A 22348-nucleotide genomic window follows, 5' to 3' on the forward strand; every position below is an offset into this window, starting at 1 on the left:
CCCTGATTTACACGAAGGTAAAAGTTTGTAAAAAAGTCAGTTTCTATACGTATGATAACAGAATTTATTTGTGTTTATGATATTTATATATATAACCCTATGTCGGTAAAGACAGCATATGGCTGGTACATTATCATTCACCGGCTGACAGTCTTGGTAAGAGGTGTGTGCCCATGTTACATTAATTATTACAACAAATATAAATTTATGTTTATGCATTGTTTGAAAACATTTAAAAATGTTTTTTGTAGAAAACTTAAATTATTTTTTATAAATTATACACCCTTCAGTTCAAAACTAAAGGGTAGGTAAATGTAATCCTAACACATTACCTTATTGTACATATCAGATAAATGTTGATTTTTTGCCAGAAAAAACAAGTTTTAAATCATTTACCTCACTATTATTGTCAATTTAACCATTAAAAAATTGTTTTTTAGTGCGACGCAGCATTATTACATTTATCATTGCCCTAAATAAATGTAAATAAATAGTTAAATTATTTAAGCGGTTATTTCTTTTTATTTGTTACATTCATTTTTTTATTTCTTCAACCAAACTATTCTTATGAGAAAAATTGCAGTAATGCTGGCTGTGCTCTTTTGCAGCACTTCCGTGTTAGCCCAAACCCTCGTCAAGGGAAGGGTAACGGATTCTAAAGATGGTTCACCCATTTCAGGTGCCACAATCAAAGTTAAAGGCGAAAAAACATCCACCACTTCCAATGCTGACGGCGCTTTTGAAATTACAGCCAAAGCAGGCAGTACACTTGAAATTACCGAAGTCGGACATGCACCACTGACAGTAAAAAATCCGGCAGGTTCGGGGGTACTACAAGTGGTAATGAGCCAGGATACAAGGGCGCTGTCTGAAATTGTGGTTACTTCTCTTGGTATTAAAAGAGAAAAGAAAGCGCTTGGCTATGCTGTTTCAACTGTTGGTAAAAAAGACCTGGAGTTAAGGCCGGAAGCCGACCTGGGCAGGATTTTAAGTGGTAAAGCGCCAGGGCTGAATGTATTGGCTACGAGTGGTCTAAGTGGTAGCGGTACCAACATCAACATCCGCGGTATCAGTACCATTACAGGTACCTCTGATCCGCTTTTCGTTGTGGATGGTGTACCATTTAACAGTTCCACAAACGCCAAAGCCGATTTTACTTACGGTACCCAAACTTCCAGCCGTTTTCTTGATCTTGATCCCAATAACATTGATAACGTAAGTATCCTTAAAGGACTAAGTGCGGTTACGTTGTACGGTGAGGCCGGAAGAAATGGCGTTATCTTAATCACTACCAAGAATGGCTCCACATCAACAAGCAAAAAGAAAACGGAAATTTCTGTTTCTCAATCCATGTTTGAAACCAAAGCTATTTTGCCTGAGTACAATACTTCTTATGGCGGAGGATTTGATCTTAGTCTGGGATTGTTATTCTTTAGTAACTGGGGGGCAAAATTTACGAATCCGCCTGCTCAGGTAACGCATCCTTATGATAAGGCTTCTTTGAACGCCGATTTTCCGGAATATAAAGGTGTGCCATATGATTATAAGTTTCACAACAGCGTTCCCAATTTTTTCCAAACGGGTAACACAAGTACTACTGCTGTAAATGTTGGCGGTTCTGCAGGAAGTGTTAACTACAATATGAATTACAGTCATACTGATGATAAGGGTTATCTGCCGGGAAATAGTCTTTTAAAGAATAATTTCGGTGTAGGTGGTACAGCTAAACTGAGCAATCGTTTTACTATTAGCGGTACGATGAATTATGTGGGTACCAATGTAAAATCGCCTCCAACAAGTAACAGTTATGGTAACAATGCCACTAATACATCTGTTTTTGGTAACGTAATGTATACCCCTACTGCCATGGATTTGATGGGCCTTCCTTACGAAAAGCCATCAGATCATTCGCAGGTATATTACCGGAATGACAACGGTATTCAAAACCCCCGCTGGACTTTATACAATGCCTTTACAGTAGATAAAGTAAACAGGGTTTACGGCCAGATGAGTACTAAATATGATATTGCCAAAGGGCTTTTCCTAACCTACCGTGTTGGGTACGACAATTACAGTGAATACCAGGAATATTCTCAAAATAAAGGTGGTGTAGCCACTCCAACCGGTATATTAAGAACATCTACCGGTATCAACACCATTTGGGATCATACAATGTTATTAAACTTCAGTCACAGCTTAGGCGGAAATTTCAGCCTTAACGCAGATGCGGGTGTAAACAGAAGGCAGGATTTGTACGATCAAACTGGTATGACCAGTTCTCAGCAGTTAGTATATGGTTTGATGAACCATGGCAATTTTATTAACCACACTACCAACAGTGAAAATGGAACAGCGCTTAACTATAAGCAGGAGCAATTGGTGCTGGCTGGTTTTTTAACCGGTACTGTTGCTTATAAAGACTACGCCTACCTAACCGTTGGCGGTCGTAATAGCTGGAAGTCTACCGTAGAAGAAAAAAACAGGAGCATCTTCTATCCAAATGCGGCGTTGTCTTTTATACCGACCTCAGCTATCGCTGGACTGCAGAATAATAAAAGTATTAATTACCTGAAATTAAGAATTGGCTACTCAACAAGTGCCAACTTTCCACCTCCTTACGCCACAAGAAGTTCTTTGTTTATTGCATCAAGAAGTTTTGTGACCGCAACTGGTACGCCTATTAATGTAAATGCAATTCCTAACCTGCTTCCGAATTCAAATTTAAAACCTGAATTATTGAAAGAAACAGAAGCTGGAATAGAAGGTAAGTTTTTCAATAACAGAATTTCGCTTGATTTAACCCTTTACAACCGCGTTGCAAGTGATCAGATATTAAGACGGGATCTTGATCCAAGTACCGGTTACACCTCGCAGCAGATTAATGCAGGTAAAGTGACCAATAAAGGAATAGAAATTCAATTAGGCGTTACGGTTGTAGAAAGTCTGGGCTGGAAATGGCAGATTGACGGATTATATACTTTGAACAAGAGTATGGTTTCTGATATACCTTCCGATTTGGCACAGGTAAATACTGCCGGATATTCGAACGAAGGCACTTTCGCCAAGAATGGCTATCCATTGGGCGTAATCATGTCCAACTATTTTCAGAGAGATCCTAAAACTGGTCAGCGTTTGGTTGGAACAGATGGAAACTATATCAATTCAAATGATATTGGTGTAATTGGCGATCCAAACCCATTGTACAAAGTTTCTGGTATCAGTACATTAAGTTATAAATCCTTTAGTTTTAGAATGCAGTGGGATTATACACAAGGCGGGCAAATGTTTTCCGGAACTGCGGGTGCTTTGCTTGGAAGAGGTGTAACCAAAGACACGGAGTTTGACAGAGCAGCTTCTTATATTTTGCCAGGCGTATTGGAAAATGGCAAGCCCAATAATATCCAGATATCATCTTCACAGGCGTATTATGGTAACAGTATTACCAACGGCGCCGCGGATGAATCAGCTATTTATGATGCCACTTGCATCAGGTTAAGGGAAGCTTCACTTTCCTATAGCGTTCCGGCCAGGTTTTTAGACAAAACTCCTTTCGGTTCAATATCGCTGAGTCTTTCCGGTACCAATTTATGGTATTATGCGCCCAATTTCCCTAAGTATACTCATTTTGATCCTGAAGCTTCCGGATTAGGTGTAAGCAATGGCAGGGGACTTGAATTTCTTTCCGGCCCTTCCGCACGGCGCATGGGTGCAAGCATAAGAGTAACTTTCTAACACATTAAAAAGCAAATTATGAACTATAAAAAAATATTACCAGCGATACTTGGGATATTATCTATCGCAGGAATTTCATCCTGTAAAAAGCAATTTGATAAATTGTTAATCAACCCCAATTATCCAAGTGCTTCAACAGCGGATGTAGATTTATATCTGAACGAAGTGCAGCTTGATTTTAATTCCTTCTGGACTTCAGCCGGTGATTACGGTGGTCAGTTAAGCAGGCAACAGCACTGGAACGGACCATTTTACAGAAATGGATATACACCATCTTCTTTTGATTTTCAATGGACGATTGCATATACCGGCGTTTTAACTAATGCAAATGCAATGATTCCGCTGGCACAATCACAAAGAAAATACGTGCAGTCAGGAATTGCACGAGTGTTAAAAGCGTACACCGTGGCAACATTGGTGGATAATTTTGGTGATGTGCCTTATTCAGAGGCAGTTTTAGGAAACGACAACGTAATTCCAAAAGTGGATGGTGGCGCAAGCGTATATGCGGCAGCTCAAAGTTTGCTGGATAGTGCAATTGACGATTTTGCCAAACCCAATTCTGCTCCATTTGTAGGAAACGATTTGTTTTATGGCGGCAGCAAAGCCAAGTGGACAACATTCGCAAAAACGCTGAAATTGAAGCTTTATATGCAGACGAGGCTAGTAGATGCGTCGGCTAAAGCCAAAATTCAGGCACTTATTACTGAAAATGACCTTGTGAATACAGCGGCACAGGATTTTGTGTTCCGCTACGGTACGTCTGTTACGGCGCCTGACGCAAGACATACACATTATGCATCTAATTACACAAATAATGGTAATGGTGAATACCTTTCCAACTACTTCATGTGGCTCGTTACTGCACAAAAATATGGAGGTATACCAAATAACACTACCGGCGATCCCCGGGTTAGATACTATTTTTACAGGCAGGTAGGCAATTACAATTGGGCAACTTCATCAACTTGTCCTTGTTTTGCAAAATCCCAATTCGGAAGTTCAAGTTTCCCTTCATGGTATCCATCTGTACCCGATGTTAGTCCGTATTGTACAGTAGGAAAAGGATATCATGGACGTGATCATGGTGATAACAGTGGTGCACCACCAGACGGTAACTACACAACTGCGATGGGTGTTTATCCTGTGGGCGGTCAGTTTGATGCAGGCCAGTTTAAACAGGTTACATCTACCATGGGCGGACAAGGAGCTGGTATTAACCCTATTTGGCTGTCTTCTTATACTTCGTTCCTTGAAGCAGAAGCCGCATTGGTGTTGGGAGTCTCAGTACCTGCAGGTACACCGAGAGCATTACTTTCTGCAGGCGTTAATTCATCAATAAGTAAAGTAATGGCTTTTCCGGCAACTGTAAATGTTACTCCAGATCCGGCTTTGGTTCCGTCAGGCACTCAAATTACGGACTATGTTGCAAAGGTTTTAAGTAATTATGATACAGCAAGCACCGATCTTTCCCGCCTGAATATAATTATGTCTGAGTATTACATTGCATTATGGGGAAATGGTGTAGAATCTTATAACAACCTGAGAAGAACGGGCATGCCTTTGGGCGCACAACTTGCAGTAGCAGTACCTAATCCGGGTCTGTTTATGCGGTCTTTCTTTTATCCATCTGTTTTTGTTAACAGGAACTCAAGCGCACCGCCGCAGAAAGATCCTGGTAATGTAGCCAACAAAGTGTTCTGGGATAATAATCCTGACAATTTCATTAAATAATTTAAAAAAAGAAATTATGAAGAAATACTTAATTATGATCATGGCGGTTTGCGCAGTTTTTGCTACGCTCAACTCCTGTAAAAAGACCGATGGGAATATCAATCCGTTAACTGATATTAAATATCTTGGCGTGGGGTCTTACCTTGTTCAGGATAGCATCATCAATGCCAACTTAAACAGTACAAGCAACACTTCTACTGTCGGTATTATTGTTCACCAGTACCCGGCGGGTGAAGAAGTAAATAGTATATTACTTTATGCAACCTTAGGCACGTCTACTGATACTACACAATGGAAACTGGTTAAAACAATTGCTTATACAACAGGCAGCCCGGCTACGTTGACAGCTACAACAGCAGAGTTAGCAACTGCATTTGGGGTATCCGCTTCTAAATTTGAGCCTGGGTCGATATTTACATTTTTTACCAAGGCGGTTACTAAAAGTGGTAAAACTTATGATATTAATAACGCTGGTGACAATGGCGGCGGCGGTTTAATAACAGGTCCCAAATATAAGGCTGCATTCTCCTTCACTGTGTACGTAGTTTGTCCTTATACCGGCGGTATGACAGGCGATTATACGGTATTGAGAGATGATTGGGTTGACTGGCACGCAGGTGATATAGTTCACATTACAGATGGCCCTGGTGTAAACCAGATTAATCTGAGTGAAGTTTATCCAAACGGAGGCACTGTTATTAACCCGATCATTGTAAACATTGATCCGGTAACAGGTACTGCTTCAATTCCTAAGGTCATATATGGACGATACGGTGGAGTGAATTCAACACAATATATTGCTGAAGGCGCAGGAGCTAATGATGTTGCAGGATACGTATTTTCCTGTACAGGTTTTATTACTTTAAGTATTAATCAGTCAGATAACGGCGGTGGTGATTACGGTCCCAACAAATTGATCCTACAGAAGGTGCAATAGAAAATTTTTAAAAGTAATGCAAACGGCTGTCTCAATTTGAGACAGCCGTTTGCATTACAGTCTATTTATAATGTGAGTACCCAACTATTTCAGTCTAAGGTTCTCCGTTACCATTTTTTCTCAGATTTTTTAGAAAAAAATAAGCAGTTGTATGCAAAAAAACATAATAATAAATATCTACCAGTTTGGTTAAAACTTTAGCGAAATTTTTAAAAACTAGGTGAAAATTTGTTGAAAGCGGTTTATTAAAGTGATTTTAATAAATGAAATTAATTATAACAAGGAGGGGTAATAAACCAGTATTATTTGAAAATTGATAAAAAATTAACAAAAATTTTGTTGTTAACGCAGCAAATCGTTCCTTTATTGCGTCTTTATTAAATAAATGTTAATTCAGCAAATTTGCCCTTGCTGAGTCTTCGTTTATTTTTTTCATTATAAAAAATAAAAAAAAATCTATTGAACATGAGAAAATTTATGACAATGTTGACGGTAGCCTTACTGTCATTTGTAGTAGTTTCTGCTCAAACCCGGTTAGTATCGGGTAGGGTAACAGATTCCAAGGGAAATCCTGTACCGGCAGCTACCATCAAAAAATTAAAAGGCGAGGGGACTGTCGCAGCAGACCAGGGTGGAAATTTTAAAATCAACGCCCAAAACGGCGATGTGCTGGTTATTTCATCTGTGAATTATGGCGCAGAAAAAATAACAGTGAGTGCGGGAAAGGATCAATATTCCGTTTCGTTAGCAGATAAGTTAAGCATGATGGATGAGATTGTGGTAACAGCGGGTGGTATAAAATCCAAAAGAAAAGAAATTGGTACAGCAACAACAGTCATCAATGCGCAAACGATTACTGCCGGTAAAGCTACCAACGTAGCAAGTGGCTTGCAGGGCAAAGTAGCAGGCTTCCAGATTAGCGGAACAGGCGGTGGTGTTAACCCCAGTTATAGATTGATATTAAGAGGCCAGCGTTCACTAACAGGGAATAACCAGGCCCTGATAGTGTTAGACAACGTGATTGTACCAAGTGAGGTTTTGGGAAATCTTAACCCGGAGGATATTGAAAATGTTGTTGTATTAAATGGTTCCGGTGCTGCTGCTCTATATGGTTCGCTGGCTTCCAATGGAGCTTTGATTGTAACTACAAAAAAGGGGAAAAGAGGTGTTTCTGCTATAACTGTAAGCAATACCACCACTGTAGAATCAGTTGCTTTTTATCCTAAAATACAAACTAAATTTGGGGCCGGCGGCACTGCATATGGATTGGATGCCAATGGACAACCTTTTTATAATTACCTGGAGAATCAATCTTACGGAGCCGCATTTGATGGCGTTGTAAGACCATTGGGACCACCATTGGAAGATGGGTCACAGGATTCAGCTGCTTATAAATACAACGATGGTCATTTTAAGTTTTGGCAGAAAGGCATCACCAACCAGTCTGATTTTTCTGTTTCAAATGGTGATGAAAATTCTACTTTTTATTTGTCTGGACAATATGCAACAGTAACTGGTACAACGCCTGGCGACAAATACAACCGTACTTCATTAAGGGTAAATGGTACCCGCAGAATGGGCAACAAAGTAAATGTGTCTTACAACTCAGCCTACACTCAAAACAGGTATGACGTTACCACTCAGACAGGATCAATGTACGGTAATATGTTAAATATGCCTTCGAACGTAGATATCACCAGGTATAAAAACTGGAGAACTGATAAGTTTGCCAATCCGATAGGGTATTATAACCCATGGTATCAAAACCCCTATTTTACAGCGGATAACTATAGATCAAAATCACGGAATGATTACTTTATCGCAAATGTGGAATTGAGAGTTACCCCAGTAACAGGGCTTGACCTGGTTGCCCGTCAGGGTATTACCACCAGGAATTATTCTGGTAAAAGTACAGTTGGAGCTTTTAAGTTTACAGAATATGCAAAAAATACAGATGCAAGCTCCAAATCAGATATTTCTGCATCCGTAAGTGATTATAGTTCTTATACCACCAATCTGTTAACTGATTTGTATGCTGACTACAATAAAAAATTCAGCAATTTCAATTTCGGTTTATTGGGAGGGCTTCAATTAAATCAAAATCAGTCAAAATTTGTTAGCGTAGGAGCCAATGGGCTGGTAATTCCAGATTTATTCAATGTCAGCAATGGTGTTGGTACTCCAAACGCAAACGAAAGTAATTATAAAACTCGTCAGCAAGGTGCTTATGGCAAGTTAACATTGGGATATAAAAGCGTATTATTTCTTCATGCTACTGCAAGGAATGACTGGGACTCAAGATTATCGGTTACTAACCGTTCTTTCTTCTATCCTTCAGTTGATCTGTCCTTCATTGCCAGCGACGCTATTGGTGCAATAAAAAACAGCAATAAAATCAGTTATCTGAAATTCAGGGGCGGATATTCAAAAACGGGGTTGGTTAATCTTGGTAACAGCGGTGATTTTGGCGCATATTACTTGTTGCCAACTTACAGTACGGCCAATGGATTTCCTTACGGCGGTCTTGCTGGATATACCGTTGGAAATGGGTTGGTATCTAACAACCTGAAACCTGAGATAACAAAAGGGTACGAAGTGGGATTTGATCTGAATCTATTTAAAGATCGGTTTGTATCAAGTGTTACATGGTTTGATACCAAAACTGATGACCAAACTGTAAATACAGCTGTTTCTAATGCCACTGGTTTTGGCGGCTTGTTGACTAATACTGGTCAAACACAGAGCCGCGGATTAGAAGCAACCGCTCACTATGCGCTAGTTAAAAATTCTGACTGGAATGTAACTGTGGGAGGTAACTATACCTACCTGGACAACAATGTAAACTTTATCAGCGCCCAATTACCTAAATTGTCTTTGTCCAGCAATGGTTCAGGAGCTTCTTACGCTGTTGCAGGTTATGCTTTTCCAGTAATCATGGGTTTCGATTATGTTAGAGATGCTGCTGGACATGTTATAGTAAATAGCACTACGGGATTACCAACAAAGGCTTCAGCTATTTCCGTGTTAGGTAATGCCAGTGCGAAAAACAGGCTTAGTCTTGATGGTTCAATTCAGTATAAAAACCTGCGTTTATCATTCTTGTTTGAACATCGTGGCAATTACAAAGTATTTAACTCTATGGGTACTGAATTGGATTGGTCTGGTACCGGCATCAGAACTGCAGTTTACAACAGGCAAAGTTTTGTTTATCCTAATTCTGTTATTGCAGATCCGAATAAACCAGGCAGTTATATGCCGAATACAAGTGTAGCTATTGCAAATGGTAATGGTAATAATGGTTTCTGGACGGATGGTATTAACCGTGATGTAACCTCTAACTACGTTACGAACGGTGATTTTTGGAAATTGAGGGAAGTATCTGTTTCATACGACATTCCTGGCCGCTCTTTTGGCAAAAAGAACAATACAATAAAGGGAATTACAGTAAGCCTGCAGGGCAGAAACCTTGCTTTGTGGATGGCTAAAGATAACTTATACACAGATCCGGAATATAGCAGTGCTGGTAATGATAACAACGGTATCGGTATCACAGGCCTTGACTCAGCGCCTCCATCCCGTTTTTATGGTGCCACAATATCTTTCAAATTTTAAGTTTACCTGGCTTAAAAACAACCGACATTATTAAAACCATAATACGCCAACAGTGTAGTTATGGCAAACAAAAAAATATTAATTATGAAAAAAACAATCGCAGGTATGCTTATAGGAATCGCAGTGCTGGGCACTTCCTGTAAAAAATATCTTGATATAAATACTAATCCCAATCAGGCAACATCGGCTACACCGGAATTGATTCTGCCTCAGGCACTAACTTACACTGCCAGTGTAACAAATTCATATAATTCTTACGGATCACAAACAGGAATGTATGCTGCTAATGCTGGCGGATATGGAGGCTTTGGAGAATCAATCACCTATAATTACACTACGTCCAATACAGGTTTATGGGGCATTACATACGATAACCTGGAGGATTACCAGGCTATTTTAAATAAGACAGCCGGCCAGGATATTTATGATTATTATAATGCAGCGGCCAGAGTAATGAAAGCATACGAATTTCAACTGTTGGTGGATGCATTCAATGACGTGCCTTATGAATCGGCGTTACAAGGGTCAAATAATCTGACACCCGCTTATTCTTCTGGAAAAGATATCTATAAAGATCTTGCAAACCAGCTTGATACGGCGATTGCTTTATTTAATGCTGGTGCAAATGTACCCGGTGTTACACCGCTGGGAAGCGCAGACGTATTGTTTGGCGGTAGTGCAACTAAATGGAAAAAATTTGCAAATACGCTTAAATTAAGATTGATTATACGCGGTGGGGATAAGGTAGATTTTGCAAACAAGACTTTCAGCAGTGACGGATTTTTAACCACTGATGCATTGGTAAACCCTGGATATAATAGAGATAATGGCAAACAAAATCCTGCCTGGAATACCTGGGCTTATGGCTATACCGGAAGTGCTGCAAACAAGGCATGGATGCCCAGCAAGTTTATTTTTGGATTTTACGATGGTAACACAATAATTGATACCGCAAGAGGGACTGCAATCTACTTTAAATTTCCAAATACAGGTATTAATCAACTGGGTGTCGAAAGCAATAACCTTGTTTCAAGTCCAACGGGCAGTTTTTGGTTTTCAGGCACAGACCGGGACGGCACCGCTAATGGAAATCAAGTTGGTATTCTAAAGGGCCCCGATGCTGGCCAGCCACTTATGCTTGCTTCAGAAAGTTATTTTTTACAGGCCGAGGCTGCATTAAAGGGTATCATCACCGACGGTGATCCTGCAGTGCTTTTCGATAAAGGAATAACAGCGGCTTTTAATTATACTTTTCAATTGCCTGACGGCTCTGTAAGTGAAGATATTCCAGCCCTGGTAACAAAATACAAGGCTGATAACAGCAGTAAATATCTTGTTAATTTCGCCTTGGCAAATACAACTGATAAAAAAGAAGAAGCAATAATTACACAAAAATTTATTGCGCTTAATTTTGTAAATGGGCAAGAGGCCTGGAATGAATATCGTCGGACACACTATCCCACAATAGTTCCAGGAGGAACCGGATACCAGACTTTTGCTTCTACCGTGTCTGAAAGTACACGTCCGGATAAATTGCCAACAAGAATCATGTATCCTGTATCTGAAAGCACGTACAATGGGGCTAATGTACCAACCGGAATAGCACCGTTCACGTCCTTAATTTTCTGGGCACAATAATTAAAACTTAAAACTATCAACATGAAAATATTTAAAGTGAAATATGCATTTGCCATTTTAATAGCTTCGTTAAGCATGGCATCATGCCTAAAAAAGGGCGATATGAATATTGATCCTGATAAAACTACAGCCCCTATCATGGAGTTGCAATATTTACAAGCCGGAAATAATACTATAAATTCAGGGTTACAAAATTTTGCAAGTGCAGGTTTAACTTATAAAAGCACAGACCTAGCTGATACGGCGAACTATAATATAAGTCTGGCTGGACCTATCACTTTTAGCAAAGATCTTAACGTAACGATTGCCGTTGATCCAAGTAAACTAATGGACAATTTGGGGGGAGATTCTATTAACTATGAATTGATGCCGGATTCTACCTACCATTTAGTTTCAACTGCAGCAGTCATTAAGGCGGGACAAACCATTGCACCAATGCAGGTTGTTTTTTACCCTTCCAAAATTAGTGTTCTTAAAAGCTACATGTTGCCTTTAACCATTAAGGACGCTGAAGGTAATATTGTGAGTTCAAATTTTGGAACAATATATTTTCATGCTATTGGTAACCCAATTGCAGGGTCTTATACCCGTGAGTATACTCGATATAATAATTTTGATGGCACTGGAATTCCTGTGATTCATAGCATTACTCCCAGCACTTTTTCTCCAATTAGTCCAAAAAGTGTTTCTGCTCTTAGCGGTGCTGCAGGTTTAAAGTATATTATAAGTTTTACAGATAACAATGGCGTATTGAGCAATTTTAAAGTTAAATTTGATGCCGAAAGCGTAGCGAAATCTGGTGTGGCTATTGTTGGAGATATAACTATTGTAACTGCAGACCCTGTGGCTCATAAATTTGAATTCAATTTCCACTACGACAATTTAGCCGGAGGGCTTCGGAATCTTACTGACAAATTTTATTGAGAATAATTGTATATCGTTTAGTACAAGTAGATATTGAAACAGGGCTCACGCTTTAAAGTGTGAGCCCTGTTTTTATAAATGTATTTAGGGTTCAAGAATAATTTATGCTACTTTTAAATATATTTCGTGTTCTAATCCGTAAAATTATTATGAAGAAAATAATATTTGCATTTTCAATTATTTTAAGCTCATCATTTATCCTGTACGCCCAATCCTACGATGATAGTGTGATTGCCCACCAATCCTATTTGTATGATCAGTTTGTTGACGGTACTGTACTGTTAAAATCTGGCGAGGTAAACCAGGCCCCTTTAAACTATTGCGCTTATGACCAATCCATTCTTTTTAGAAAAGATGGCACAGCTTTCACGCTGACTGGTTTAACAACTGTGGATACCATTTACATTGCCGACAAAAAATTTATACCCGTAAAAAATATAGTGTACGAAGTTGCAACCCACACGGGCAAAACAGATTTACTTATTAGTTATGGCAGTAAAATAAACCCTATGGTGGCTGCAGCGGATAACAATGGCATATCCAATCAAAATGCTGGAAAGGTAAATAATACAGTCACCAGTGTATATGTTAGCCGGCCTTTTAAGGGGAATTATGCCATCGAAATAACAAGGCATTTCTGGCTTAAAAACTTTAATAACTTATACAAAATCAATACGCCAAAGGATTTTATGAAAGCCTTTAAAGAAGGTACAGCACTGGCTATTAAAGAATACATTCAACAACATCATCCCGATTTTAACAAAGAGACCGACCTGCTGACCATGTTGGATTTCTGTAATCAACTTTAAAGTATTATAAACGGCTGATCCAATAATCCCCGTTTCCCTGCTGTTAATTCAACAACTCCATTTACTACAGTAAAAGACATTTTTTTAGATGTGCTGCAGTTGAAATTTTGGACAGATATAAGCGGGGTAACATTCGCTTAACACAGCCGTAACCTTTCCGTAACATTGCGTTAACAGCCGCTTAACATAGCCACCGTCTCTTTGCACAAATTATAACGCATGAGAATTGGAGGATTGTTAGTACTGTTTATTGTCGGCTCGTTGAACGCTTTTGCTCAGAAAAGCAAGATAGAAGGTAAGGTGACCGATTCAAAAACAGGATCAAATTTATCAGGAGTCAGCATTGCAGTTGACGGCGCAAAAGCCATTACCTCAACCAATACAGATGGCTATTTTCAGTTAAATATCGATGCCGGAAAAAAATATACCCTTCGTCTTACCTCCGTTGGTTTTATCACAAAAGAATTAGCTGATGTAGAGGTTAAGCCCAATGAAGTTACCCACCTCGATATTATTCTTGAAGCTTCAACTAAAACTGAAACAGGGGTTGTAATACGGTCGACTACAAAAAAAGAATCAGTATCGGCTCTAATTGCTTACCAGAGAAATGCCCCGGTTGTAGCGCAGGTGATCAGTGCAGAGGCTATCAGAAGATCTCCGGATAAAAACACCGGGGAAGTTTTAAAACGCGTTCCCGGAACATCCGTTCAGGAAGGAAAATATTTAGTGGTAAGAGGATTGGCGGATCGTTATAATCAGGCTATGCTGAATGGCATTTTAATGAGCAGTACAGAACCAGACCGTAAAACATTCAGCTTTGATATTTTACCCTCTTCTATGATTGATAATATTATTATCAATAAATCTTTTATACCGGAATTACCGGGAGAGTGGGCTGGTGGCCTGATACAGGTGAATACGAAGGATATTCCTGCAAAAGATTTTTTGAGTATCCAGGTTGGTACCGGTTTTAATACACAAACCATCGGAAAAGACTTTTATACTTACAAAGGAAGCAACACTGACTTTCTGGGTTACGATAACGGAACAAGAGGCTTACCTGCAGGATTCCCATTAAAAGGCGCTTTTGCTGATCTGGATAATGGTGCAAAAACTGCTTATGGAAAAGACTTTACCAATATCTGGAGTACACAAAAAAATAGCTCAAACATTTTACCGCTTTTAAACGAAAGTTTTTTGATCAATGGGGGATTTAATAAAAAGCTAGGCGGCAAGAATACACTGGCAGCAATTATGGCTGTAAATTATAACCGCAGCAACAGGGCCATAGATTTTGAAAATCAGGTAAATCTTTTTCAAAACAATACAGCCAGTTTAAACTTCGACTACTTTAATAATAAATATTCAACTGATATTCTTGCGGGAGCATTGGCCAACTTTACGCTTCAACTGGGCAGCAATACCAAAATTTCGCTCAAAAACATGTTGAATGTAAATACAACTGATTATACCACTTTAAGAACAGGAAAAGACTTTGAAACCAATCCTGCGACGGGCGATAATATTAAGGCGTATGAATTGGCTTTTAAAGCAAATACTTTTTTTAACACACAGCTAACCGGCGATCATAATATTAAAAAATACGGCGCTAAATTACACTGGTTTGGCAGCTTTAATATCCTGGATCAGTATATACCCGATCAGCGTCGTGTGCAGTACAACCAGGATGATCCTACCAATCCGGCTTCTCCTTATTCATTGTTAATCGGAGCTTCAAAATCATCACAAAAAAGTGGTAGCAGATACTATGGTTTTTTAAATGATTACGTTTATACCGCAGGAGGCGATATGAGCAAAAGTTTTAAAGGCAACGGGTTAACGCAGACAATAAAAGGCGGCTATTTTTTCCAAGTTAAAGACCGGTTGTTTGATGCAAGGCCTTTTGCAATTTACCTGCCTTCTGATAATCCTGGCTTGCGTCATTTGGGCCTCGACCAGGTGTTTGCGCAGGAAAATTTTGGAACTGGCTTTGACAATAAGTTTGCTTTTAATGAATTGTCCGGCGAAGGATACCGCTACATAGCCAATTCAATTTTAAACGCCGGTTTTCTGCAATTCGATAATCAGATTACCAATAAGTTTCGTGCCGTTTGGGGAGTACGCGTTGAGAATTTTGACCAGGTTATTGGCAGCATGAAAAAAAGCGATCCAAGACATGTACAGAGTAAAGTGACTGACTTTTTACCCGGTGTAAATCTTACTTACAAGTTAACAGATAAATCCAATTTCAGGGTATCGGGATCGCAAACAGTTATTCGTCCTGAATTCAGGGAACTGAGTACTTTTCAATTTTATGATTTTGATTTGGGAGCAACGGTTGCAGGAAACACAGCATTGGTGAGAACCAAGGTTACCAATTTTGACCTGCGCTACGAAATGTATCCAAGAGCCGGCGAATTGTTTACGCTCGGTGTTTTTTATAAGTATTTTAAAAACCCCATTGAAGCTTATTTTAATGTGGGTTCAGGCGGGGCAAGCACTTATAATTTTATCAATGCAGATGAAGCCAACAGCTTTGGAGCAGAAGTGGAATTCAGAAAAAAGCTTGACTTCAATCCTTCCTTTAAAAATTTCACCGTACAGGGAAATGTGTCATATATCTACAACCGGGTTACCAGCCAAAGTACATCGCTTGACAGGCCAATGCAGGGACAAAGCCCCTATCTTTTAAACGCAGGTCTGCAGTACGATATTGAAAAAACAGGCCTTACTACAACGCTACTGTTTAACCAGATTGGAAGAAGAATTGTATTTGTGGGCGGCTCCGATCAGCCACCTATCTGGGAAAATCCAAGAGCCGTAATGGATTTTCAGGTAGCTAAAAAAATTATGAAAAATAAGGGCGAACTAAAACTGAATGTGTCGGACATATTTAATCAGCAGGCCATTTACTACAATGACTTAAATGATAATAAAAAATACGATAAGGGTATTGATGCATTTGCGATCAAAAGAAAATATGGAACGAACGTAAGTGTAAGTTTTGGATATAATTTTTAAAAGACAAACTAAAAAACAGAACAACAAAAATAACAACATGAAAAAATTATTTCTCTACAGTGTGTTAATTGCTGCCACATCTTTGGGATGCCGCAAAATAGAAATGGACGGACCTACAACAGTAGTGCAGGATACCACAACAAATAACCAAACTGTAAACACGATATTGGAAGGAAGGATAAGCGCCAACCTTACTTTGAAAGCAGCCTATACGTATAAGCTCCGTGGATTGGTATATGTAACAAACGGCGCCATTCTTACAATTGAGCCAGGAACAAAGATTGTAGGCGAAAATGGTAAAAACGGTGGATTGATTATAACAAGAAGTTGTAAAATAATAGCTGACGGAACTGCCGATAAGCCGATTGTATTTACTTCAGAAGCAGCAACTCCGCAGCGTGGAGACTGGGCTGGTGTAATATTATTAGGCAATGCTCCAACGAACGCATCTTTTAACGGAGTTCAGGGTATTGGTGAAATTGAAGGTGGTGTAAACAATAGCGATGGTCTTGGATTGTATGGAACTCCTGCATCTCAGGGTCAGAATCCTGCAGATAACAGTGGTATTCTGAGGTACGTCCGCATTGAATATGCAGGGTACGCTTTTTTACCTGACAAAGAAATTAACGGTTTGACTTTTGGCGGTGTAGGCAATAAAACCATCATAGATAATGTACAGGTATCTTACGCAAACGATGATTCTTTTGAATGGTTTGGTGGTACAGTAAATTGCACCCACCTGATTTCTTTCCGCACGCTGGATGATGATTTTGATACTGATAATGGATTTAGCGGTAAGGTACAGTTTGGTATTTCGCTAAGAGATTCATCAGTTGCAGATATTTCAAAAAGTGAGGCATTCGAAAGTGATAATGATGCTTCCGGTAGTTCGCTATTGCCACAAACAAGTGCAATTTTTAGCAACATGACGGTAATGGGACCTAAAGAAAAATTAACTAATACCGGCAATAGCCTTTTTGTTTGGGGAGCACAAATAAGAAGAAACTCAAGCTTGTCTTTGTTCAATTCCATCATAATGGGGTATCCGAACGGTCTGTATATTGACGCTACCAAAGGAGTTCCTACCGACAACAATATTTCAGGTTCACTGTTTGTACAAAACACAATTATTGCCGGTTGCCCAACACCAGTACTATATAGTTTGGGAACCAATAGCAATACGCCGCTTACGCCTAACACTACGGCAACTATTACTACCTGGTTTAACACCCCTGACTATGGCAATAGCATTTTAGCTACCAACGACCTTGTAGGTTTAACCGCGCCGTTTAATTATTCAACTCCGGATTTTAATCCAACATCAGGGTCCCCTGCTGTAACTGGAGGATCTTTCACTCATCCAAAACTGGCGAATGGTTTCACAAGTGTTAGCTATAAAGGGGCTTGCGCTGTTGGCGATACATGGTGGAAAACATGGACAAAATTTAATTAAGATCTTTTAATACAAATAAAAAAGCAGCTACTGGTTAGCTGCTTTTTAGGTTTTCACTGTTAACCGTTTATTATTTACAAATGAAATACGTTTCAATAATTACCGCTTTTCTTTTTATGTTCGGTTGTAATGCCAAAAAAGAAAAAGCACCGTCGACCACCGGCGTGAATTACAACTGGCTTGATTCAATTAAAAAAAGCAGCGACACCTCGTACGTAAAAAAATACGGCACTAATAAATTTGCAACAGCTACCTATTATATTAGTAGTAAGGAAACTGTTGTATGCCAGGTAATGAAAGATGCGTCGGACACTGTCAGGCAGATTATTATTACAAAAAACAACAAGCGGATTTTTTTTGCTGAGTATTATGGCAACGGTCAATTGAAAGCAAAACTTCCGCTGGATACATTCGGGCAATACCACGGCCCTGCAACCTGGTTTTATGAAAATGGATATACAGAAAGTGAGGGAGATTATGTGCATGGATTCAAAAAAGGGGAGTGGAAAAATTACAATCAGCTGGGCGAATTGACAGGTAAAAATGAGTATGACTCAAATGGGAATGTTGTAAAGATTGTAAAACCATAGATTGTATAACAACTATTGTGATAATAGAAAATCGGTTAACAGCCATTCACTTAAGTCATTTAAGGTGATTTAATAAATTAAGTTTTGGATAAATCAGCAGGTCTGTCTTTATATAAATAAACGTTAGCGTGCCAGGATGTATTAACCTGTCAATAACATAAAATACATATTGCCTTAACATTGGAGTGAGTGCTTTGCAGAAAATAAAAAAATGCAAAGTTTTATGAGAAAATTAATATTTGCTTTATTAATGTTAGCAGGAATAACAGGTTACGCACAAGAAACTGTTTCATCTCTAAGTGGTATTATACACGACGAAAAAGGAGCGATCATTCAGGGAGCAACAGTGGAACTTACGCACGTGCCAACCGGTGCAGTTTCAAAAACACAAACTAATAAAAAGGGTATTTTTAGTATTACCAACTTAAAGCCTGGTGGCCCTTATACGGTCGCCATCTCCTTTGTGGGCTTTAAAGAAGAAAGAGCCCAGGATGTAAATTTAACATTGGGTAACAACCCCGATTTGAATATTGTAATGAAGGTTAACACAGGCAGCCTTGAAGCAGTAGTGGTATCAGCAACAAAGAAAAACAGTAACGGACTAAGCATCGGCAGGGCACAAATGAATACCTTACCAACCCTGGGCAGAAGCCTGGGCGATTTTACAAGATTGACACCTCAATCAAACAACAACTCTTTTGCCGGTAGTAATTTCAGGTACAACAATCTTACTGTGGATGGCGCTATCAATAATGATGCTATTGGCTTTAGCAACTCTTTTGGTGGTACAAGTGGTGGTGGTCAGTCAGGTGCTGCTGGTGCAGGTACACGTACCAATCCCTACAGCATTGATGTAATACAGGAAGTACAGGTACAACTTTCACCCTTTGACGTAAAGCTTGGAAATTTTACCGGCGGTTCTGTTAATGCAGTAACTAAAAGTGGTACCAACACAATACACGGATCTGTTTACGGTTATGGCCGTAACCAGGCACTGATGGGTAAAAGTGCAGATGGATTGAAAACGAAAATTGGCGCTGATTTTCACGACTATCAGTATGGTGCAACATTAAGCGGGCCTATCGTAAAAAATAAAGCTTTCTTTATTGTAAATTTTGAACAAACACGTCGCCAGGAACCAACATTTTACAATGCAGGCGATCCTGGAGCAGCAATTAGTTTAACAGATGCTGCAAGTATTTACAACCAATTAAAAACCAAATACAATTACGACGCAGGTTCCTACCAGGGAGCTTATAAAATCTTTACCAACAGTGATAAGTTATTTGCCAGGCTGGATTTTAAATTGAATCCTAAAAGCACATTGACTGTAAGAGGAATTTACACCAATGGTGTAGGTAACAATCTGGAACGCACTTCTACCAACTTCCAGTTTGGCTCTACTGATTTTACACAGCATACAAAAAATATAAATCTTACTTCGGAATTAAAAACTACTATTTCTAACCAGTTAAGTAACCAGTTAAGTGTAAGTTATATCAACGTACATGAGTTCAGGGATTTCCCCGGTGTACTGTCTCCCTTTATGGATATTGGCGGTGGTGCGGCATGGGTAGGTACATGGCGTGAAGCTTCTATTTACAACATGAAGCAGCAGACCATTGAAGTTAATGATAATCTGACCCTTACAAAAGGCATTCATAAGTTTACTTTTGGTACACACAATGAATTTTATAAACTTACTTACGGTTTTGTAAATTCCTGGAATGGCCGTTGGGAATACTCAAATTTGGCCAACTTCCTGACAGACAAACCCAGCAGAATTCGTGGAGCATATTCTACCAACGACAAATATCCTAACACAAGGGACGACTTGTATAACAACCCACCAAGCCCCTACAATGTGAACCTGACAAGCGTTTACGCACAGGACGAAATTTCTCTGCATCGTAATTTTAAACTGACCGGTGGTTTCAGAATTGACTATCCGTTCCTTGGCAATAATGTGGCGGTGGATAAGGATTTTGCAACCGCAAAAAACAATACCTCTAATGCAACTTATAACAATACACCATTTAACCAGCTTACCAATAAATGGCTTGGTAAACCTACCATTTCGCCAAGGCTTGGATTTAACTGGAATGTAAAAGGCGATCAAACCCTGGTGGTAAGGGGCGGAACAGGAATTTTTGTTGGCAGAATGCCTTTTGCATGGTTAGGCTATGCGGAAACGTTGTCTGGCGGTAACTATAATAACATCGATTTCAGGCCATCTGCAACAAATACTATTGGTGGTAATGTTAACGTACCATTGGCAATCAATCCACTTAACCTGCAGGATACCATTAATGCTCATGCACTGGCAAATGCGAATGCAACAAACACAAGAGAAATTGATGTGATTGATAACCACTTTAAATTACCCACTGTTTGGAGATCGAATATTGCGGTTGATATCCGCTTCGGAAAAGGGTATAAATTGACGCTGGATGCCTTGTATACTAAAACATTGTATGATGTAAAATTTCAGCAGATTAATATAAAAGACAGCGTGCAGTATTTTGGTTCAGGCCCTTCCCAGTCACCTGTTTATGTAGGTGGTAAATTGAATTCTCAATACTCGAATGTTTACTTGTTAACCAACACTACAAAGGGCTATCGGTATAATTTAACTGCCCAGCTAAATAAAAATTCAAATTATTCTAAGCTGGGGTCGCACAGAATAAGCTTAAACTGGAGTGCTGCATACACTTACGGAATGAGCAAAGATTTAAGCAACGGTATCCGTAATTCTTTCCAATCTAACTTCGAAGTTAATCCTGCGATAGTTGCAAATAATCCGCAATTAGCCTATTCAAATTTTGACTTGCGTCACAGAGTAGTTGCTACAGCTGGAGTAAATCTTGAATGGAATAAAGCGAATCTTACCACACTTGCTTTCTTTTATGCTGGCCAATCTGGTAGTCCTTATTCTGTTGTTTACAATTCAGGAGGCAATCCTTTTGGTAATTCGGCCAATGCTAACCTGCCATATATACCAAGAGATCAAAATGATATCCGGCTTGCGGATTTTACAAAAAATGGCCAGGTTTACACTGCGGCTCAGCAATGGACGGACTTAAATAATCTAATATCAGGTGATAAATATTTAAACTCCAGGAGAGGGCAGTATGCAGAAAGAAATGGGTTAAGAACCCCATGGAACCATGACGTTGATATGAAATTAATGCATGAGTTTAAATTTGGTAAAGAGGGTGGCCGCTCTATTCAAATAAGCCTCGATATTTTTAATGTGTTGAACCTGCTGAATAATAATTGGGGTCATGTTTATTTTGTTACCAATGTAAATAACTACACTGCTAACTTACTCACTTTTGTTAAAGATGCAAATGGTGTAGCTGCTGGTAAACCTTCATCTGGCTATTTGCCAACATTTAATTTTAATGCGCCAACAGGTTTAAACAATCACTATTATACAGTTGATCCATTAAACAGTCGTTTCCAGGCACAGTTTGGAGTTAAATATAATTTTTAATAGAAAGAGTGATCAGCATCTTTAAATATGCAGCAAGTCGCTGAAACAAATCACCCGGCACATTTTACCGGGTGATTTGTTTTTATTGAATTCATTTTTGAGATTTTGAATCGATGTTGGCTAAGGTGTTGTACATCATATAACATTTACGTAACCCTGCAATAATATTTTGGTAACACACATTTACCAACTTGCAACCATTCTATTGGCACCTGAACCTTCTTTTAAGTATAGCAATCTCAAACAAGTTTCCTTAAGCAAGAACAAATTTAAACGCTTGTACCACCTGGTAGTCCTGCCAGGTGGTTTGTTTTTTGATTACAATATTAAATCCGGTCTTGTATATTTACAAAATGAAGATGATATTATTTGTCTGCTTTTTAAGTCGCTTTATTGCTTGCA

At 39.1% G+C, this 22348-nt stretch carries 11 protein-coding genes; all 11 read left to right on the forward strand.

Annotation, left to right across the window (positions count from 1 at the left end; translation table 11 throughout):
* Nucleotides 1–567 precede the first annotated feature (567 nt).
* The 11 genes from QWZ08_RS22645 to QWZ08_RS22695 all read left to right on the forward strand — a co-directional run bounded on the left by QWZ08_RS22645 (nucleotide 568) and on the right by QWZ08_RS22695 (nucleotide 21946).
* Entirely contained in the window at nucleotides 568–3732 is a 3165-nt protein-coding gene (locus QWZ08_RS22645) for a SusC/RagA family TonB-linked outer membrane protein (protein WP_290339866.1), read from the forward strand.
* Between the two features lie 18 nt (nucleotides 3733–3750).
* The gene (locus QWZ08_RS22650; protein WP_290339868.1) at nucleotides 3751–5466 is read left to right on the forward strand and encodes a SusD/RagB family nutrient-binding outer membrane lipoprotein; all 1716 of its coding nucleotides are present in this window, start codon (nucleotides 3751–3753) and stop codon (nucleotides 5464–5466) included.
* A gap of 16 nt (nucleotides 5467–5482) precedes the next feature.
* A complete protein-coding gene (locus QWZ08_RS22655) occupies nucleotides 5483–6403 on the forward strand; it encodes a hypothetical protein (protein WP_290339869.1) in 921 nt (306 codons plus the stop codon).
* A 465-nt stretch (nucleotides 6404–6868) separates the two neighbouring features.
* The gene (locus QWZ08_RS22660) at nucleotides 6869–10015 is read left to right on the forward strand and encodes a SusC/RagA family TonB-linked outer membrane protein (protein ID WP_290339870.1); all 3147 of its coding nucleotides are present in this window, start codon (nucleotides 6869–6871) and stop codon (nucleotides 10013–10015) included.
* 84 nt (nucleotides 10016–10099) lie between these two features.
* Nucleotides 10100–11653: a SusD/RagB family nutrient-binding outer membrane lipoprotein gene (locus tag QWZ08_RS22665; protein ID WP_290339871.1), complete on the forward strand. Its 1554-nt coding sequence runs from the start codon at nucleotides 10100–10102 to the stop codon at nucleotides 11651–11653.
* A 21-nt stretch (nucleotides 11654–11674) separates the two neighbouring features.
* Nucleotides 11675–12577 carry a DUF1735 domain-containing protein gene (locus QWZ08_RS22670; protein ID WP_290339873.1) on the forward strand — a complete coding sequence of 301 codons (903 nt, stop codon included), beginning with the start codon at nucleotides 11675–11677 and terminating at the stop codon, nucleotides 12575–12577.
* Between the two features lie 149 nt (nucleotides 12578–12726).
* A complete protein-coding gene (locus QWZ08_RS22675) occupies nucleotides 12727–13386 on the forward strand; it encodes a hypothetical protein (protein ID WP_290339874.1) in 660 nt (219 codons plus the stop codon).
* Nucleotides 13387–13605: 219 nt separating this feature from the next.
* On the forward strand, nucleotides 13606–16407 hold the full coding sequence (locus QWZ08_RS22680; RefSeq protein WP_290339875.1) for a TonB-dependent receptor: 2802 nt from the start codon (nucleotides 13606–13608) through the stop codon (nucleotides 16405–16407).
* Nucleotides 16408–16444: 37 nt separating this feature from the next.
* Nucleotides 16445–17860 carry a beta-helix domain-containing protein gene (locus QWZ08_RS22685; RefSeq protein ID WP_290339876.1) on the forward strand — a complete coding sequence of 472 codons (1416 nt, stop codon included), beginning with the start codon at nucleotides 16445–16447 and terminating at the stop codon, nucleotides 17858–17860.
* Nucleotides 17861–17940: 80 nt separating this feature from the next.
* A complete protein-coding gene (locus QWZ08_RS22690; protein ID WP_290339878.1) occupies nucleotides 17941–18450 on the forward strand; it encodes a toxin-antitoxin system YwqK family antitoxin in 510 nt (169 codons plus the stop codon).
* Nucleotides 18451–18673: 223 nt separating this feature from the next.
* Complete coding sequence (locus QWZ08_RS22695; RefSeq protein WP_290339879.1) at nucleotides 18674–21946, forward strand: TonB-dependent receptor; 3273 nt, start codon at nucleotides 18674–18676, stop codon at nucleotides 21944–21946.
* The last annotated feature ends 402 nt before the right edge of the window (nucleotides 21947–22348 follow it).

The sequence above is a fragment of the Ferruginibacter paludis genome, assembly GCF_030409685.1.
In the GTDB taxonomy this organism is placed as follows: Bacteria; Bacteroidota; Bacteroidia; order Chitinophagales; family Chitinophagaceae; genus Ferruginibacter; species Ferruginibacter paludis.

Excerpts from the sequence above, each read along its gene's own strand:
- QWZ08_RS22645 (WP_290339866.1), top strand. The coding sequence starts at position 568 with ATGAGAAAAATTGCAGTAATGCTGGCTGTGCTCTTTTGCAGCACTTCC.
- QWZ08_RS22650 (WP_290339868.1), top strand. The coding sequence starts at position 3,751 with ATGAACTATAAAAAAATATTACCAGCGATACTTGGGATATTATCTATC.
- QWZ08_RS22655 (WP_290339869.1), top strand. The coding sequence starts at position 5,483 with ATGAAGAAATACTTAATTATGATCATGGCGGTTTGCGCAGTTTTTGCT.
- QWZ08_RS22660 (WP_290339870.1), top strand. The coding sequence starts at position 6,869 with ATGAGAAAATTTATGACAATGTTGACGGTAGCCTTACTGTCATTTGTA.
- QWZ08_RS22665 (WP_290339871.1), top strand. The coding sequence starts at position 10,100 with ATGAAAAAAACAATCGCAGGTATGCTTATAGGAATCGCAGTGCTGGGC.
- QWZ08_RS22670 (WP_290339873.1), top strand. The coding sequence starts at position 11,675 with ATGAAAATATTTAAAGTGAAATATGCATTTGCCATTTTAATAGCTTCG.
- QWZ08_RS22675 (WP_290339874.1), top strand. The coding sequence starts at position 12,727 with ATGAAGAAAATAATATTTGCATTTTCAATTATTTTAAGCTCATCATTT.
- QWZ08_RS22680 (WP_290339875.1), top strand. The coding sequence starts at position 13,606 with ATGAGAATTGGAGGATTGTTAGTACTGTTTATTGTCGGCTCGTTGAAC.
- QWZ08_RS22685 (WP_290339876.1), top strand. The coding sequence starts at position 16,445 with ATGAAAAAATTATTTCTCTACAGTGTGTTAATTGCTGCCACATCTTTG.
- QWZ08_RS22690 (WP_290339878.1), top strand. The coding sequence starts at position 17,941 with ATGAAATACGTTTCAATAATTACCGCTTTTCTTTTTATGTTCGGTTGT.
- QWZ08_RS22695 (WP_290339879.1), top strand. The coding sequence starts at position 18,674 with ATGAGAAAATTAATATTTGCTTTATTAATGTTAGCAGGAATAACAGGT.